Raw genomic sequence first — 12,590 nt, forward strand, 5'->3', positions numbered from 1 at the left:
TGAAGGCGGGGATCAGGCGACGGCTTCGGACGGCTCTTCGAAGAAGACGTTCAGGCCCGCGTTAAAGGTGCGCTTGGTCACGTCGTTGGCGCCGCCGACGTTGTTGCGGGCGCTGAAGATCGGACCGCGACCGTAGAAGGTGGTCGGGGTGTCGTTGGCGTCGGCCTCGTCGGCCAGCACGATCTTGATCGCGTACTCGTACTTGGTGGCCGCGGCGGCCGCGAGGGCGATCTGGCCGGCGTCAAGCGGGTCGCGAGCGCACACGATCGGCAGCATGCCGTTATCCACGGCGCCCTTCAGGTGCTGGACGCTCGGGCCCTTCAGCGGCGTGAAGGTCACGTCCTGGGCCTGCGGACCGAACTCGCCGATGCTCTCGACGCTGCCGATCTCGACGTAGGTCAGACCCTCGAGAGTCGCCTGATCAGTCGCGGCGGTGACCGGGCCGATGAAGACCGACGACCCTTCGGAAGTACCAATGGCCATTGCGGCCTCCTGTGATGTTGGTTCCGCAGCCCACGCGGCAGGAGAGGGCGGCCTGGCGCCTTAGGAGGCAGTCCAGGGAATGGTGACCGGCGTCTCGGTCCAGGCGTCGCCCTGCAGGGGGCTGGCGTGCCAAGGCTCGCCGACCTTCACCCGGGCCGAGCCTTCGATGAGGACGAGTGCCTTCGGGAAGTGGGCCTTGACCGCGTCGACCGCGGCGCTGGCCTGCACGATGCCCTTGCCCTTGGGCCAGACGACGGTGACCTGCAGCAGGCCCTGATCGATCCGTCCGGTCTTCAGGCCCGACCAGAACGGTGCGTTCGGGAAGTGGTCGACCCGGAAGTACGGCTTGCCTGTCTCGGGCGTGAAGGCGACGTCCGGCATGGCCTTCTTCATCACCGGCGAGCCGTAGGTGAGGCTGTCCGCCCGGGCGAGCAGGGCCTTGGCCACTTCAGCCGCTGTCGCCATGCTCAGCCTCCGGTGCGGGCTTTCACCTCGTCGCAGACAGACGAGACGATCTGAGGCCAGCGCTGCGCCGCCAGAGCGACCCATCGGTCACCGGGCTGGCCCCGGGCGCCGTACTCGCGCGGGCGGGCATAGTTGGCCGTGTAGACGAAGGTCAGCGGCTGGGTGATCTCGGCCCCGGCGATCACCAGGCTGATCTGGCCAGCGTCGTAGCTGAAGGCCGCGGGGCCGTCGGGCTTCTCTCGCGTCGCCGGCAGGGCGACAGAGGTGGTCCCGATGAGCGAAGCCCTTAGAAAGCCGGTGTTGACCCGGAGATTGCCGCCGAGGCCCCGAGGGGTCTGCATCACCTCAACGACGCGCTGGGCGCTCTCCTTGTGGACCGCCTCCCTCCGCTCCTTCGTCTTCGCCACGAAGGCGCTGATCTGGGCGGAGAAGGAGCCTTGGGCCATAGTGGCTAGGCGTCGGCGCGGGCGAACCGCTCCCGCATCTCCGACTGATGCAGGTCGACTGCGGCCGACTTGACTGCGGCTTCGGCCTCCTGAACCGCATTGAGCGCGGCGGTGTAGTTGGGATGGGCGGGGAGGGCCTCGATGCGATGCGCGAGGCTGTTCAGGTCGTTCGCGATGATCGCGGCGAGGGATTGGTGGTGCACGTTCTGGCTCCTGATCAGCGGAGGTTGGCGAGGAAGTCGATCCGGGTCTCGCAGACACACCGGCAGCCGATGGTCTCCGAGGCCGGGGCTCCGAGGCTCGTGTCGCCGGGGAAGAGCATCCGGGCGCCGGAGGGGCTGACGAAGGCCTCGGCCAGCTTCACGCTGTCGCCGTTCAGGCCCCGATGAGTGTGGCGGACCCTCAGGTCCCCGGCCGAGCGCCAGACCCGGCGGACGGCCGACTCCGCGATCTTGCCCGACGCGACTGCCTGCCGGATGGCCTCGTAGGCGGCCCGGTTCAGCGAGGTCAGGGCTTCGGTCCGGCCGATCATCTCGCCCCGGAGCTGGAGAAGGCGGCGCTCGTAGGCGGTGATGGCCTTGGCGGCGATCTCGGCCGGGACCGGCTTCTCCTCGCGGATGGCCTTGGTCACCGACCGGTCGAAGCGCTTATCCCGGCGGCCGCGGGTCAGGTACTGGCGCATCAGGGCAGGGTCGCCGGAGGCCAGTTCGTCCCGGGCGTTGCGGGCATATCCCTCCTGCGCCTGTGTCAGGCCGAGGATGCCGCCCTCGCGTCGCCCCGTCGCCCGGTTCACCCGGCCGACGATGTCCAGCGCGGCCGAGCGCGGGTTCCGGCCGGTCTCCATGCTGGCCAGCAGGGACATGCGGACCGCAGCGCGCTGATCCTCGGTGATGCGGGTCACCAGCCTGGCCGAGTGGTCGCGGAGCCAAGCCTCCGCCTCCGGGTTCCGGCCGTCGAAGCGGACCGTCAGCGCGGTTCCGTCGGGAAGCCGGCGGGGAAGAGCCTCGGCCGCCTTCCTGCCGCCCTCGGCATGCGCGTCCCGGATCCGGTCGAGCATCTCGTCGTAGGCGGCCGGATCGATGTCCAGCGTCTCCAGCGCGCCTTCGATGTCACGCGCCTCGATGCGGGCGACGAGCCGCTGAAGCTGGACGGCGGACCGGATGTCCTCGACGGCCCGGAGGAAGGCGTCGGCGACCAACCGGCCATAGCGATCCTGCAGGTCGTTGAAGACCTGCTGGAACGCCCCGGTTCTGGCCATGTCAGCCCTCCGAACAGAACGGCCCGGCGGATGAGGCCGGGCCGCTTTCATTCTTCATGCGGATACGGCGACTAGGCCGCGATCAGCCCCGCTCCGACGGCGCCGGAACTCGCGAGCTGATGGCGGGCGAAGTGGCGCTGTTCGCGACGGGCCTGGAACGAGATCACCTGCGCACGCTGGACCTGCGTCAGCCGCTGGGCGGAAGGCTCCGGGGCGACGACGTCGAGCGTCGCGGGGAAGGCGATGTCGTACATCTCCCGCAGCGCCGAGCCGGCGGCCGAGAAGATGGAGGTGGTGGCCGAAGCGACGGCCGAGCAGGCGTAGATGATGGCGCAGCCGATCAGGCTGAACACCGACAGCAGTCGGGTCATGATGGTCTCCCATGGGTGTGAAGCCGCTCTGAGGCGAACGGCAGTCCTTCGGGTCAGGCCCGAACTTGTCCGAGGTCAGTCCTCGATGATCGCCCTGGTGTGCACGCCCGCGGCGGCCATGTGGTCGAGATAGGCGTCCAGATGGGCGTGGGCCGCAGCCCGGATCGCTTCCTGATCGGCCTCAGGAGCCCCGCGCATCGCGCTGCCGGTGATCGCCTTGCCCTGCGAGATGATGTCCTGCAGCGACGCCGTGGCCAGCACCAGCGCTTCCTTGCGGTCGGTCATCGACGAGCCTGCACCCAGTAGAAGACGGGCACGCCGGCCGGGGAAAGCGGGTCGACGGCGATGACACTGTAGGCCTGACCGGCGGCGTCCAGCAACTGATGCTCCGTGGAGGGCTCGACCGGAAGGCCCTTGGCCGCGACGAGGATGCGCTTGTCCGTGGCAAGGATCCGGGTGCCGTCGACGTCGCTCTTCTCGAACTCCAGCACGGCCATGACGGCGTCGTGGTCGGTGATCGTCGGCTCGCCCGGGTCGTAGGATGGGCCAGAGCCGGGCGTCTCGACCCGGAGCTTGCCGGTCTGGCCAAACTTCTGGATCAGGCGCTCGGCGGTGGCCGCGGCGCGGGTGTAGTCGAAGCCGGTCATCAGACGGCGAAGATGGCGGTCTCGGGCCGCCGGAACAGCGGCGAGAGCAGGCCTTCCACCACGGCGAGACGAATGGTGGCGTCGGCGAGCACGTCGCCGGAGGAAGTCGCATACTCAACCTCGAGCGGACCGACCTTCTCGCGCTTCACGGCCGCAGCGCCGGAGGTGGCGGCGGACAGACCCCCTGGGTTCTCCGCCTCATACAGCGCAGCCGCATAGCTGGCCTGCACGACGGCGGTGGGAATGGTGTCGGAGGCGATCTCCGAGCCGTAGGCGGTGGCGCCGGTGCGCGGCCATGCGCGCTCCTGGGCGACGCCATCGGTCGGAACCCCGAGGAAGCGGGAGCCATAGACGCCGTCGACATAGGCGCTCCCGCGTTGGCGCAGCACGGCGGACGACAGCGATCCGTCGGGCAGGGCGTGACCGTTGTCGGCCAGCCATGCCGCGAAGCCGCTGTCGTCGCCGTAGCCGGCCATGGTCAGGCGGCCTTCGCTTCGCGGGCCAGTTCGATGGCCGCGACGATGTCGGCCTTCTTGGTGGCGTCGCCGAGGTCGATCTCTTCCGCCTCAGCCACCGCCTTCAGCTCGTTGACGGTCATGTCGCCGAGCTCCTTGGGGCCGTCGTCATCGTCGTCGACCGCCTTCGGTCGGCTGAACCAGCCGGTGCGCTTGGCCGACTTGGCCTCGGCCTCACTGATCTCGACGTCGACCGTCTTGCCCGGCTCGACGTAGACGAGGCCGTTGACGGTGTTCAGGCCCTTGGGGCCCGAGGTGTGGTTCGTGAACTTCATCGGTTCTGTTCCCTGAATGAGGTTCGGCCCCCGCCATGAGGCAGGGGCCGGGTTCCTCAGATGCCGTCGCGGTAGGTCATGGCCTTCGGCAGGCGGACCTCGGTCCCGCCGACGTTCATGATGCCGCCGACCTCGTAGGTCATGGACGACTTCTGGAACGGCGGCAGGAACTCGTGATCGCCCGGCAGGTGGAACTGGGCGACCTCCGGCGAGGCGTCGTAGGCGATCATGCGATCGGTGTCCGACGCGCCGGCGCCCGCGAGTTCACGGATCGGCACGAAGTTGATGTTCTCGCCGCCGTCCCGGTTGCCCCGGATGTAGGCGAGGATCGTCGTGCCGGTGTCCGACATGCGGGTCTGCTCGATGTAGCGGAGCTTCTGCGTCGGCAGGCCCACGGTCGTCGCCGTGTGGGTTTCCCCGGTCTGGGTCTCGACCGCGTTCACGGCGGCCCAGATGTCGCGGCTGATCTGGTCCGGCGTCTTGGTCGCCCAGGTCGTGGCCGAGCCGGTGCCGTCGGCCGCCACGTTCGCGGCGGGGACGTTGGCGTCGTTGATCAGGCCGGTCCAGCCCTTCTCCGAAGCCGCGGTGCCGGGCGCGCGGCCCGTCATGGCAACCGACCGCTTGAAGAACTGCGCCGCCTTGCGGGCCGCGGCAGCCTTGTCGGCGGACAGCGAGCGGCCGAGCTTCGCGGCGCGCTGCAGCTCCTGCGTCGACCACTCGTACCCGATGCCGGCCAGGTAGAAGCCGCGGCTCGACTGGTTCATCAGCGTGGAGGCGTAGGGCATATCGAAGCCCTTGCCGCTCAGGAACTCGGCCTTGCCGGCCTCGTCCATGCTGTAGAACACGGTCCCGACGTCCCACATGTCGCCGTCCGTGTTGATCGGGATGAGCCCGGTCAGGTCGGCGTTCGGATAGCGGCGCAGGTAGACCTGCGTCTCGATCCGGTAGAGCTGCGGGGTCAGGAAGGCGCGGCCGACCTGGGCGTCCACGAAGAACTCGTTGGCCTTGTCGCCGAAGGTGGCGGCGAGGGCGGCGTCGTATGCAGCCCAGCGCTGGAAGGCGAGCTCGCGCTGGCTGGCGTCAGCCGCGAGGAAGGACCCGACGTCGGTGAACAGGCCACCGGTCGCGTCAGCGAGATTGATGATCATGTCCGGTGCCCCTTAGCGCTTGGCGATGCGGGCGAGGCCCGTCGCGGAGGTGGTGTCGTCGAAGACCCAGCCGTTGGTCCCGATGTGGGTGGCGTCGGCAGCGGTGTCGCCGATGGCGTCCGCCGCGCCCGCGCCGGTGCCGACCGTGACGGCAGCGCCGTCCGCGTTCGCGCCGGTGGCGGTGACCCAGATCACGCCCTGGGTCAGGATCGCGACGTCGTCGTACTGCTGGTACTTGTCCGCCGTCTGGCCGGCGAGCAGGCCGAGCGCCTCGTGGGCGATGGTCCAGCCCAGGAAGGTGTCGGCGGTGCCCACGGTGGCGGTGCAGCCGTGATCGCCCGAGCCCCGGTAGACCGGGACCCCGAAGCCGATGCCGGCGGCATCCTCGCAGGTGCGCGAGATGCGGTTGGAGGTTTCGCCGTTGGCGATCATGCCCGCGTAGCCCGCGGCCAGGTTCTCGGCGTAGGTGTCCTGAAGAACAGCCATTGTCTGGGCTCCCTTAGTTCAGGCTGGCGAGACGCGCGGCGTCCCGGATGGAGGCGACGGGGGCGACCGACGTGTTCGCGTCGGCGATGGTCGAGCGCAGCGGATCGGCCGGCTTCAGGTCGGCCGTCTTCAGGTCGAAGGCGGCGTCGACGTAGGCGTCCGACTTGTCCTTGGCCCCGTCGCCCAGGACGGCGCGCTTGATCTCGGCGTTGGTCTTGCCGTCGACCACGACCTTGGCGTCCAGCGCCCTGGCCTTGGCGACGATGCTGGCGCGTTCGGCGACCAGAGCGTCGAGGGCGGCGCCGTCAATGACCTTGGCCTTCAGGTCCGCGATCTCCGCGTCCTTCTTCGCCAGCTCGGCGTCCTTGGCGGCGAGAGCGGCGTCGTGGGTGGTCTTGGCGGTCGCCAGAGCGGCGTCCGCGGTGGAGAGCAGGCCGCGCAGCTTCTCGATAGCCGCGATGCCCGCGTCCGTGGTTTCGACCGGGAGGCCGTCCACGGTGATGGTCTTGAGCGTCATGTGACGGTCTCCATGGTGAAGGGGCGCAGGGTCTTGGCCGGTCTCGGGAGCGCCCTGGTCTCCGACACGGCAATGGGGGCCGGCGCGGCCTTTCGGCACGAGCGCCAGATGGTTGATCCGGATGTCCCGCTGGACCGCCTGATAGGACTCGCCTTCCGGCGTCACCCCGTCCTCGAAGGCGAGGTCGCAGACGTAGCCCATGCTGATCTCGCGGGTGCCGTCCTGCACGGCCTTGATCGCCGCGGCGTCCATGAGAGCCAGCGGGACCTTCACGAAACCGCCGTCCCGGACGACGTCGCCGCCGACGATGCCGACGGCCAGCTTCTTCCAGCTGTCAGCCGTCACGGCCTCGGCCGGGTGGTTGATGGTCACCGGCTTGAAGCCATAGCTGGCGAGGCTGTCGGCCGCGAAGACGCTCTCCGGCGGCCGGTAGACGTTGACGACAGCCAGATCCGGCCGGCCCACCTCGCGCCCGGCGTACTGCTGGATGCCGGTGCGGGCGGCGCGGACCTCGGCGACGGCGTATCCGTCCCGGGTCAGGCGCACGCCTGCGATCGGCGCGGCGTCCGTGAACTGCATGGCGATGTCCTCGGGTTCAGGCTTCGCGGAGCTTGCCGGTCCAGTCCTCGTCGATCTCCTCGAAGATCTCCGGGCCGAACACGAGCTTGCCGCGGTACGGCTCAACCTTGCTCAGGTCGATGTCGCCGCCGGCGTAGGTGATGGTGACGTGTGGCTGGTACTCGGGGAAGTCCCACGAGGCCCCGGCGTCCCGGCGGATCGCCTCATGCCGCCAAGACAGCTCGGACGAGTTGAACAGCAGGACGACCGCGCCCTTGTCGCCGAGCTTCTCGACCAGCCGGGCGCCGCCGGGGTTCACGGTCAGCTTGCCGTCCCTGTCGCCGGTCCAGGCCTCGCCCGCCTTCATCCAGTCGACCGGCGCGCGGCTGAAGGCGACGGTGACGTGCAGGTCCTCGGCCGGGGTGGTGGTCGCGAAGCCCTGCGCCTTGGCCCACTCGATGAATTCGGCGGCGTTCAGGAGCTTGCGCTGGACGTAGAGGGTCCGGGGCGCGGCGTCGTTGGCGGCGAGTTCCTCTGCCGGCGGGGTGAGGGCGGCCTGGGCGTCCTTATCCTCGCCGTCCTGCTCCGAGAGCTTGCCGTACTCCTCGATGGCCGCCTCCAGCCCGGGCAGGTGGCCGTCTTCGATCATGGCGTTGACCAGACCGTCGGACAGCGCCTCCAGCGGCATCAGGGGCGGCGACATGCCGCCGGTGCCCGCGATGGCCCGAGCCCCGTCGGCCTTCGTCTTGAAGATGTCGGCCTTCTCCTTCTCGCTGATCTGCCACAGCGGGGCGAAGGCGAAGTGCACCTCAGGCGGGCGGGCGCCCAGCGCTGAGCGGATCAGGACCTCGTCGACGCGTTCCAGCCGCGGCCTGACGTAGACCTCCTGCTCGGCGGCGAGCCGGTCGTAATAGTTCCGGAGGTCGCTCTCCCCGGTGGCGTTCAGACCATCCGGGGACTGGCCCAGGAGCCGGGTGGCCGGGATGTCCGCGGCGCCGGCGGCGATTTGCAGGTAGAGCCGCAGCACCTCGGGCAGCTGGGTGAAGCTGATCTGCTTCTGGTTCCACTCCTCGGCCGCGTCCATGACGAGCGCGTTCGAGATCGACTTCGCCTGGTTGGCCAGCGCGATCCGCTCCAGCACCTTCGTCCGGTACGCCTCGTCCCCGACGTTCGCCATGAAATCCGGGATCTTGAAGACGTCGACCTTGGCTTCCTGCAGGAGCTGGGCGATCCCGCCGGCGGCGAGGCCCGCGTTCTTCACCGCGTCGTCGATCGCCTGCAGGACAGACTCGCCCCAGCCTTGGCCGACGGTCAGGTCCGGAACGTCGGCTCCGATGAACGGGATGACCCGAGACGGGTGCAGCGTGAGCGTGCCGCCCATGGTGTAGCTGACCGGCTCGCCCCAGCGCGGGGAGGCTGGGTCGCGCTCAAGCTGGCCGGCGGCGATCTCGTAGCGGCTGGCGACGTGGATGAACTCCAGCCTGCCCTCGCTCACGCTCTCCGGCCGGAGCGGCTGCGACGGGTCCGTGTCGCCGGTGCCGAGGATCAGGGCCGAGCCGCCGTAGAGCCGGGCCAGCTTGATCGCGCGAGCCAGCTTCGGCCAGAGCTGGAGCCTGGCCTCTTCGGCCTCGAGCTTCTCGATCTCGTCCGGGCCGGCCTGCCAGTTCCGCCGCTCCCGGACCATGTCGAAGGCGGGGATGTCGATCACCTTCCGGGCAATCCAGTCGCCGCGATAGGCCGCGAGGGCCTGCGCCGGGTCGAGTTCGTTGACGTACCAGGCCGCGGCCGAGGACTTGTCCTTCGCCGTCCCCATGGAGGTGACGAGGTTCACGAGGCGGTCGCGGACGCCGAGGAACATCAGACGTTGTCCAGCGAGTAGGCCGGCTTCGTGTCCACGAAGGTCAGCATCAGCGCGTCGGCGTAGTCAGGGGAGGCGATGCCGCGACGGGCGAGGGCTTTCTTCTGCTCGATCACGATCTTGCCCTTCTCGTTCTTCTCCCACTTCACCAGCGAGAGCTGGAGGCAGAGGGTGTCGCTGTCCTTGTCGCCGGAGGGCAGGGCCAGCAGGTCGCTGACCGAATGCTCGACGCCGCCGGGACGGCCTTCAATGAAGGCGACGTGCTCATGCGTGCGCTGGAGCGCGGTGCGGCAGAGCCACCAGACCTCGGCCTTGGAGTTGCCGAACATCTCCTCGGAGGTCCGTCCGTCAGGCCAGCGGCGCTCTGTCGGCGGAAGCCCGGTGTTCACGGCCGAGACCGTCAGGCCCGCCACCTGATTGTGCTTCAGGGTCGAGGCGACGCCGGCGCCAACTCCGGGGGCGTCGAAGTTCAGGAAGGCCGCCCCGTCCGCCTTGGCGATCGCGAGACCCCAGTGCGCCGTCTCCGTCGTGTCAGGGTCCCCGCGAGACTGCGGCTTGGCCACGACGGGCCCGCGCCGGGTGACCGCCACCGACTTGGACTTGCCCGCGCCGACGTCGAGGCCGGTGACGCCCTGGTTCGACGGCGAGAGCCGCGGCTCCAGCGCCGCGAGCCGCTTCGCGCTCTCCACCCAGATGGCCGGGATGCAGATGCCCTCGACCGAGGCCGAGTAGTCGATGTCGTACTCCGAGGCCCAGGTCGTCGGGTCGGAGAAGCTCGCCTGCTTGGCGTCCGCCCACTCCTGCGTCTTCCGCGGGTCGTCGCGCCAGTGCAGGCGGAAGATCTGGCGCGGCTTCAGGATCGAGTGCCGCTTCCTCGCGAACAGGTTCCCCATCCCGTTGACGGAGGAGACCCAGATCACGACGTCGGTGTTGCCGGACAGCGCCTTCTCGACCGTCTCGGCGTTGGGGACGAAGGCCGCCTCGTCGACCACGTAGAGCGAGGAACGGCCGCCCCGGCCCATGTCCTCGCCGCCTTCGCCGGAGATCACCGCCCCGGTCGCCGGGTTCGAGATCCGCATGTAGTTGTCGTGCTGCGTCCAGACGAAGCCCTCAGGGAGCATCTGGGGCGGCAGGCGCCGGAGCATGATCCGCAGCTTCGCGAAGATGCTGTCCGGATTGTCCTTCTTGTCGACGTAGTCGACCTTGCGGGAGCCGAAGGTCGTCTTGAACCCGGGGACGAAGAGCCAAGCCCACAGGGCGAAGCCGGCGCATAGGTAGGTGACGCCGGTGTCCCGCGACTTCTCGCAGAGGCCCTCCTCGTTTCCGTCCACCCGCGCCTTCAGCCAGGTGATGAACTCCCGCTGCTTCGGCCAGAGCTTGAACGGGACGTAGGCGCCGCCCGGCTTTCCGACGAGGCGAGGGTCATAGGTCCAGACGTGGCGATCGAACCAGTAGAGCGGATCGGCCGCGCACTTCGCGATCTCAGCCTTCCAGCCGCCGGCCTCGGCTTCGATGCGCTCCCGCTCCGCCTTCTCCCGCTTCAGCCGCGCCCGCTGTTCGAGGAGGGCGAGGTACTCACGCTTCGCTGGCAGGCTCAGGTTCGCCGTCGCCGGCTTCAAGCGCGGCGATGCGAGCATCGATCTCTTCCTCTGTCAGGTTGGCGTACTCGATGGGCCCGCCGTTCCGCCCGGTGTGCTCCCGCTTGTCGACGATCAGGCCGTTCAGCTTGGCCACGTCCATGAGGGTCTGACGGGCGACGCCCAGCTTGTTGGCCTCGGCCGTCCGCTCGCACTTCTCGGCGATCTTCAGCAGGCGTTCGGAGATGCTGGCGACGGTGATCTCGGCGCGGGTGGCGGCCTTCTCGAGGATCTCGGCGACCCGGCGCTCGACGCTTTCATTTGCTTTCAGGCGAGCCGCGTTCCCGCGGTTCTCCTCGTAGCCCGCGAGGACATAGGCAGCGTCGGCGGTTTCACCCTTGGCCAGGGCCTGGGCGAAGCGCTCGTGCTTGGGGTTGGAGAGAGCGGGCATGTCGCGTTTCTCGACTCCCGTTAACGATTGTGGCACGGTTCAATAGTTCCGAGCCGATCCGCCACTTCAGACGTGGCGGGCACCCGGTGACGACGAGAGCGTGCCGCGCGCTGAGCGAAGGACGATGCAGCCCGGAGGGCCAAGCGGAGTCTGAGGGCCGGAGGCCCTACCGCCTCACGTGTCGGGTCTGACACGCGCCGGAGGCTATTCTAGAACGCCCGAGGCAGCCGAACCGAAATCCGACGGGGAGCGGTCAAACACTCCGAGGTGGCCTGTCCTTCCAACCCCACCGGGTCGGAGGCGCCGAAGACCCGAGGGAACCCGGCCAATGCCGCAAGTTTTCTCGATCAAGGTGACGGTCAAGGCTGACGTCGCAGCAATCCTCTCGCGAGTGGCGCTGCTTCTGATGATCCTGACGACCTAACCAGGGGGCGGTTCCGGCAACGGGCCGCCCTTTGCTTTTCAACCCGCCAGCGCCAGCCTTCGCCGTAGCTCCGCACATGGGCGGCGGGGGTATGCGTATCGATCCGGCCGGGCGGTAGCCTGGTGGCCCCCTTAAGGAGACCGCCATGATCCGCTTCGCCTGCCCCGCTTGCCGCTGCTCGATCCTGCTCAAGCTTTTGACCACAGGAACGGTGGTTGGGTCGTCTCGCTGCTCGATGACATGTTCGGCGTCTGAAGCTCGAGCTGAGCTGTGGTGTCTGCTCGCCCGGACCCTCTGAGGCCATCAAAAAGGCCCCGGACGCAAGGTCTGGGGCCGTTCGGGCGCGAGTGCACCTATGGCTGGTGTCTGTGATTACCTGTCCGGTGTCAAGCGGCGGCTGGCTTCCCGCAACAGTACCGATGCTTTCTACCGCTTCCGCACTGACACTTCTCATTGGCGATCAGCCGCGCCTCTCGCCGGCGCAGCGTCTCTAAGACTTCCCACCCAATCTGGCGAATCGAGTAAGCCTCCGCTTGCTCTAGCGGCGTCTCGGTCTGGCCATCGCTGAACATCCAGCCCAGCGAGTTTCGGCGTGCCAGGTCATCGTAGGTCTCGTCGATCGTGCCATCGACGTGCGCTCCACCGTCTTGGTTCGCAGCGATCAATACGAGGTCACGCCGGCGCAACATCCTGTTTGAGCCGTCTTTTATGACCGGCTCATTCCACCAAGCATCAAATGCCAGCTCACGGGGGGCGAGAGGGCCGCCGCCCGGCGTCTGGCAGAGCGCCACGTAGCCGTTCCTGCCGGATCCCCCAACGATCCCGATGAGGCCGTGGTGGCTCATGAGGTTTCCATCGTCGTAGGGGAACCCTGAGCTCACAAACTGAATGCCCTTCTCACCGAGGTGCGTCAGTAGCGAGGTGGAAGAGCCGGTGTCGTGCACCACAGTACGAACCGCCGCGGCAATCCGCTTGAACTCCGCTGTTCGTCCCTCGTCGAAGCCAGAACACGAAGCTTCCAAGTATCCAACCTGCTCAGCGAGGTGCTCATGGAATCGGGCGGCGCTGACGCTCACGCGAGGGGGTGCCGGTTGCTTCTGTTTGGCCATGC

General features: G+C 68.5%; 17 protein-coding genes. All 17 read right to left on the reverse strand.

Translation table 11 applies throughout. The features are described 5' to 3' along the window. Positions 1 to 12: 12 nt before the first annotated feature. Positions 13 to 483 carry a hypothetical protein gene (locus BM333_RS04340; protein WP_092307739.1) on the reverse strand — a complete coding sequence of 157 codons (471 nt, stop codon included), beginning with the start codon at positions 481 to 483 and terminating at the stop codon, positions 13 to 15. Between the two features lie 60 nt (positions 484 to 543). Next, on the reverse strand, positions 544 to 948 hold the full coding sequence (locus BM333_RS04345) for a phage tail terminator-like protein (RefSeq protein ID WP_177221798.1): 405 nt from the start codon (positions 946 to 948) through the stop codon (positions 544 to 546). Positions 949 to 950: 2 nt separating this feature from the next. Continuing rightward, positions 951 to 1,394: a hypothetical protein gene (locus BM333_RS04350; RefSeq protein ID WP_092307743.1), complete on the reverse strand. Its 444-nt coding sequence runs from the start codon at positions 1,392 to 1,394 to the stop codon at positions 951 to 953. A 5-nt stretch (positions 1,395 to 1,399) separates the two neighbouring features. Further along, positions 1,400 to 1,597 (reverse strand): hypothetical protein, encoded by a 198-nt coding sequence (locus tag BM333_RS04355; protein ID WP_092307745.1) that lies wholly within the window; start codon positions 1,595 to 1,597, stop codon positions 1,400 to 1,402. A 14-nt stretch (positions 1,598 to 1,611) separates the two neighbouring features. Next, a complete protein-coding gene (locus tag BM333_RS04360) occupies positions 1,612 to 2,652 on the reverse strand; it encodes a phage minor head protein (protein WP_092307747.1) in 1,041 nt (346 codons plus the stop codon). A 71-nt stretch (positions 2,653 to 2,723) separates the two neighbouring features. After that, positions 2,724 to 3,023, reverse strand: a complete 300-nt coding sequence (locus BM333_RS04365) for a hypothetical protein (protein WP_092307749.1) — start codon at positions 3,021 to 3,023, stop codon at positions 2,724 to 2,726. 75 nt (positions 3,024 to 3,098) lie between these two features. After that, positions 3,099 to 3,308 carry a hypothetical protein gene (locus tag BM333_RS04370; protein WP_092307751.1) on the reverse strand — a complete coding sequence of 70 codons (210 nt, stop codon included), beginning with the start codon at positions 3,306 to 3,308 and terminating at the stop codon, positions 3,099 to 3,101. Continuing rightward, positions 3,305 to 3,670, reverse strand: a complete 366-nt coding sequence (locus BM333_RS04375; protein WP_092307753.1) for a hypothetical protein — start codon at positions 3,668 to 3,670, stop codon at positions 3,305 to 3,307. Before BM333_RS04375 ends, BM333_RS04370 begins: the two co-directional genes overlap by 4 nt. Beyond that, entirely contained in the window at positions 3,670 to 4,146 is a 477-nt protein-coding gene (locus BM333_RS04380) for a DnaT-like ssDNA-binding protein (RefSeq protein WP_092307755.1), read from the reverse strand. Before BM333_RS04380 ends, BM333_RS04375 begins: the two co-directional genes overlap by 1 nt. Positions 4,147 to 4,148: 2 nt before the next feature. Next, positions 4,149 to 4,460 (reverse strand): hypothetical protein, encoded by a 312-nt coding sequence (locus BM333_RS04385; protein ID WP_092307757.1) that lies wholly within the window; start codon positions 4,458 to 4,460, stop codon positions 4,149 to 4,151. 56 nt (positions 4,461 to 4,516) lie between these two features. After that, on the reverse strand, positions 4,517 to 5,608 hold the full coding sequence (locus BM333_RS04390; RefSeq protein ID WP_092307759.1) for a DUF2184 domain-containing protein: 1,092 nt from the start codon (positions 5,606 to 5,608) through the stop codon (positions 4,517 to 4,519). Between the two features lie 12 nt (positions 5,609 to 5,620). After that, positions 5,621 to 6,094, reverse strand: coding sequence for a structural cement protein Gp24 (locus tag BM333_RS04395; RefSeq protein WP_092307761.1), 474 nt, complete (start codon positions 6,092 to 6,094; stop codon positions 5,621 to 5,623). A gap of 13 nt (positions 6,095 to 6,107) precedes the next feature. Beyond that, complete coding sequence (locus BM333_RS04400) at positions 6,108 to 7,190, reverse strand: DUF2213 domain-containing protein (protein ID WP_092307763.1); 1,083 nt, start codon at positions 7,188 to 7,190, stop codon at positions 6,108 to 6,110. A gap of 16 nt (positions 7,191 to 7,206) precedes the next feature. Next, positions 7,207 to 9,027, reverse strand: a complete 1,821-nt coding sequence (locus BM333_RS04405; RefSeq protein ID WP_092307765.1) for a phage portal protein — start codon at positions 9,025 to 9,027, stop codon at positions 7,207 to 7,209. Continuing rightward, complete coding sequence (locus tag BM333_RS04410; protein WP_092307767.1) at positions 9,027 to 10,664, reverse strand: terminase large subunit; 1,638 nt, start codon at positions 10,662 to 10,664, stop codon at positions 9,027 to 9,029. Before BM333_RS04410 ends, BM333_RS04405 begins: the two co-directional genes overlap by 1 nt. Continuing rightward, positions 10,603 to 11,055 carry a terminase small subunit gene (locus tag BM333_RS04415; protein ID WP_092307769.1) on the reverse strand — a complete coding sequence of 151 codons (453 nt, stop codon included), beginning with the start codon at positions 11,053 to 11,055 and terminating at the stop codon, positions 10,603 to 10,605. The genes BM333_RS04410 and BM333_RS04415 overlap by 62 nt, the downstream gene beginning before the upstream one ends. An 810-nt stretch (positions 11,056 to 11,865) precedes the next feature. After that, positions 11,866 to 12,588: a YecA family protein gene (locus BM333_RS04420; protein ID WP_092307771.1), complete on the reverse strand. Its 723-nt coding sequence runs from the start codon at positions 12,586 to 12,588 to the stop codon at positions 11,866 to 11,868. Between the last annotated feature and the right edge of the window lie 2 nt (positions 12,589 to 12,590).

It is taken from the genome of Brevundimonas viscosa (genome assembly GCF_900116065.1).
Classification (GTDB): Bacteria; Pseudomonadota; Alphaproteobacteria; order Caulobacterales; family Caulobacteraceae; genus Brevundimonas; species Brevundimonas viscosa.

Coding starts and splice junctions, on each gene's coding strand:
- BM333_RS04350 (WP_092307743.1), bottom strand. CDS start 1,394: ATGGCCCAAGGCTCCTTCTCCGCCCAGATCAGCGCCTTCGTGGCGAAG.
- BM333_RS04395 (WP_092307761.1), bottom strand. CDS start 6,094: ATGGCTGTTCTTCAGGACACCTACGCCGAGAACCTGGCCGCGGGCTAC.
- BM333_RS04340 (WP_092307739.1), bottom strand. CDS start 483: ATGGCCATTGGTACTTCCGAAGGGTCGTCGGTCTTCATCGGCCCGGTC.
- BM333_RS04360 (WP_092307747.1), bottom strand. CDS start 2,652: ATGGCCAGAACCGGGGCGTTCCAGCAGGTCTTCAACGACCTGCAGGAT.
- BM333_RS04370 (WP_092307751.1), bottom strand. CDS start 3,308: ATGACCGACCGCAAGGAAGCGCTGGTGCTGGCCACGGCGTCGCTGCAG.
- BM333_RS04400 (WP_092307763.1), bottom strand. CDS start 7,190: ATGCAGTTCACGGACGCCGCGCCGATCGCAGGCGTGCGCCTGACCCGG.
- BM333_RS04405 (WP_092307765.1), bottom strand. CDS start 9,027: ATGTTCCTCGGCGTCCGCGACCGCCTCGTGAACCTCGTCACCTCCATG.
- BM333_RS04385 (WP_092307757.1), bottom strand. CDS start 4,460: ATGAAGTTCACGAACCACACCTCGGGCCCCAAGGGCCTGAACACCGTC.
- BM333_RS04420 (WP_092307771.1), bottom strand. CDS start 12,588: ATGGCCAAACAGAAGCAACCGGCACCCCCTCGCGTGAGCGTCAGCGCC.
- BM333_RS04390 (WP_092307759.1), bottom strand. CDS start 5,608: ATGATCATCAATCTCGCTGACGCGACCGGTGGCCTGTTCACCGACGTC.
- BM333_RS04365 (WP_092307749.1), bottom strand. CDS start 3,023: ATGACCCGACTGCTGTCGGTGTTCAGCCTGATCGGCTGCGCCATCATC.
- BM333_RS04410 (WP_092307767.1), bottom strand. CDS start 10,664: ATGCTCGCATCGCCGCGCTTGAAGCCGGCGACGGCGAACCTGAGCCTG.
- BM333_RS04345 (WP_177221798.1), bottom strand. CDS start 948: ATGGCGACAGCGGCTGAAGTGGCCAAGGCCCTGCTCGCCCGGGCGGAC.
- BM333_RS04375 (WP_092307753.1), bottom strand. CDS start 3,670: ATGACCGGCTTCGACTACACCCGCGCCGCGGCCACCGCCGAGCGCCTG.
- BM333_RS04415 (WP_092307769.1), bottom strand. CDS start 11,055: ATGCCCGCTCTCTCCAACCCCAAGCACGAGCGCTTCGCCCAGGCCCTG.
- BM333_RS04380 (WP_092307755.1), bottom strand. CDS start 4,146: ATGGCCGGCTACGGCGACGACAGCGGCTTCGCGGCATGGCTGGCCGAC.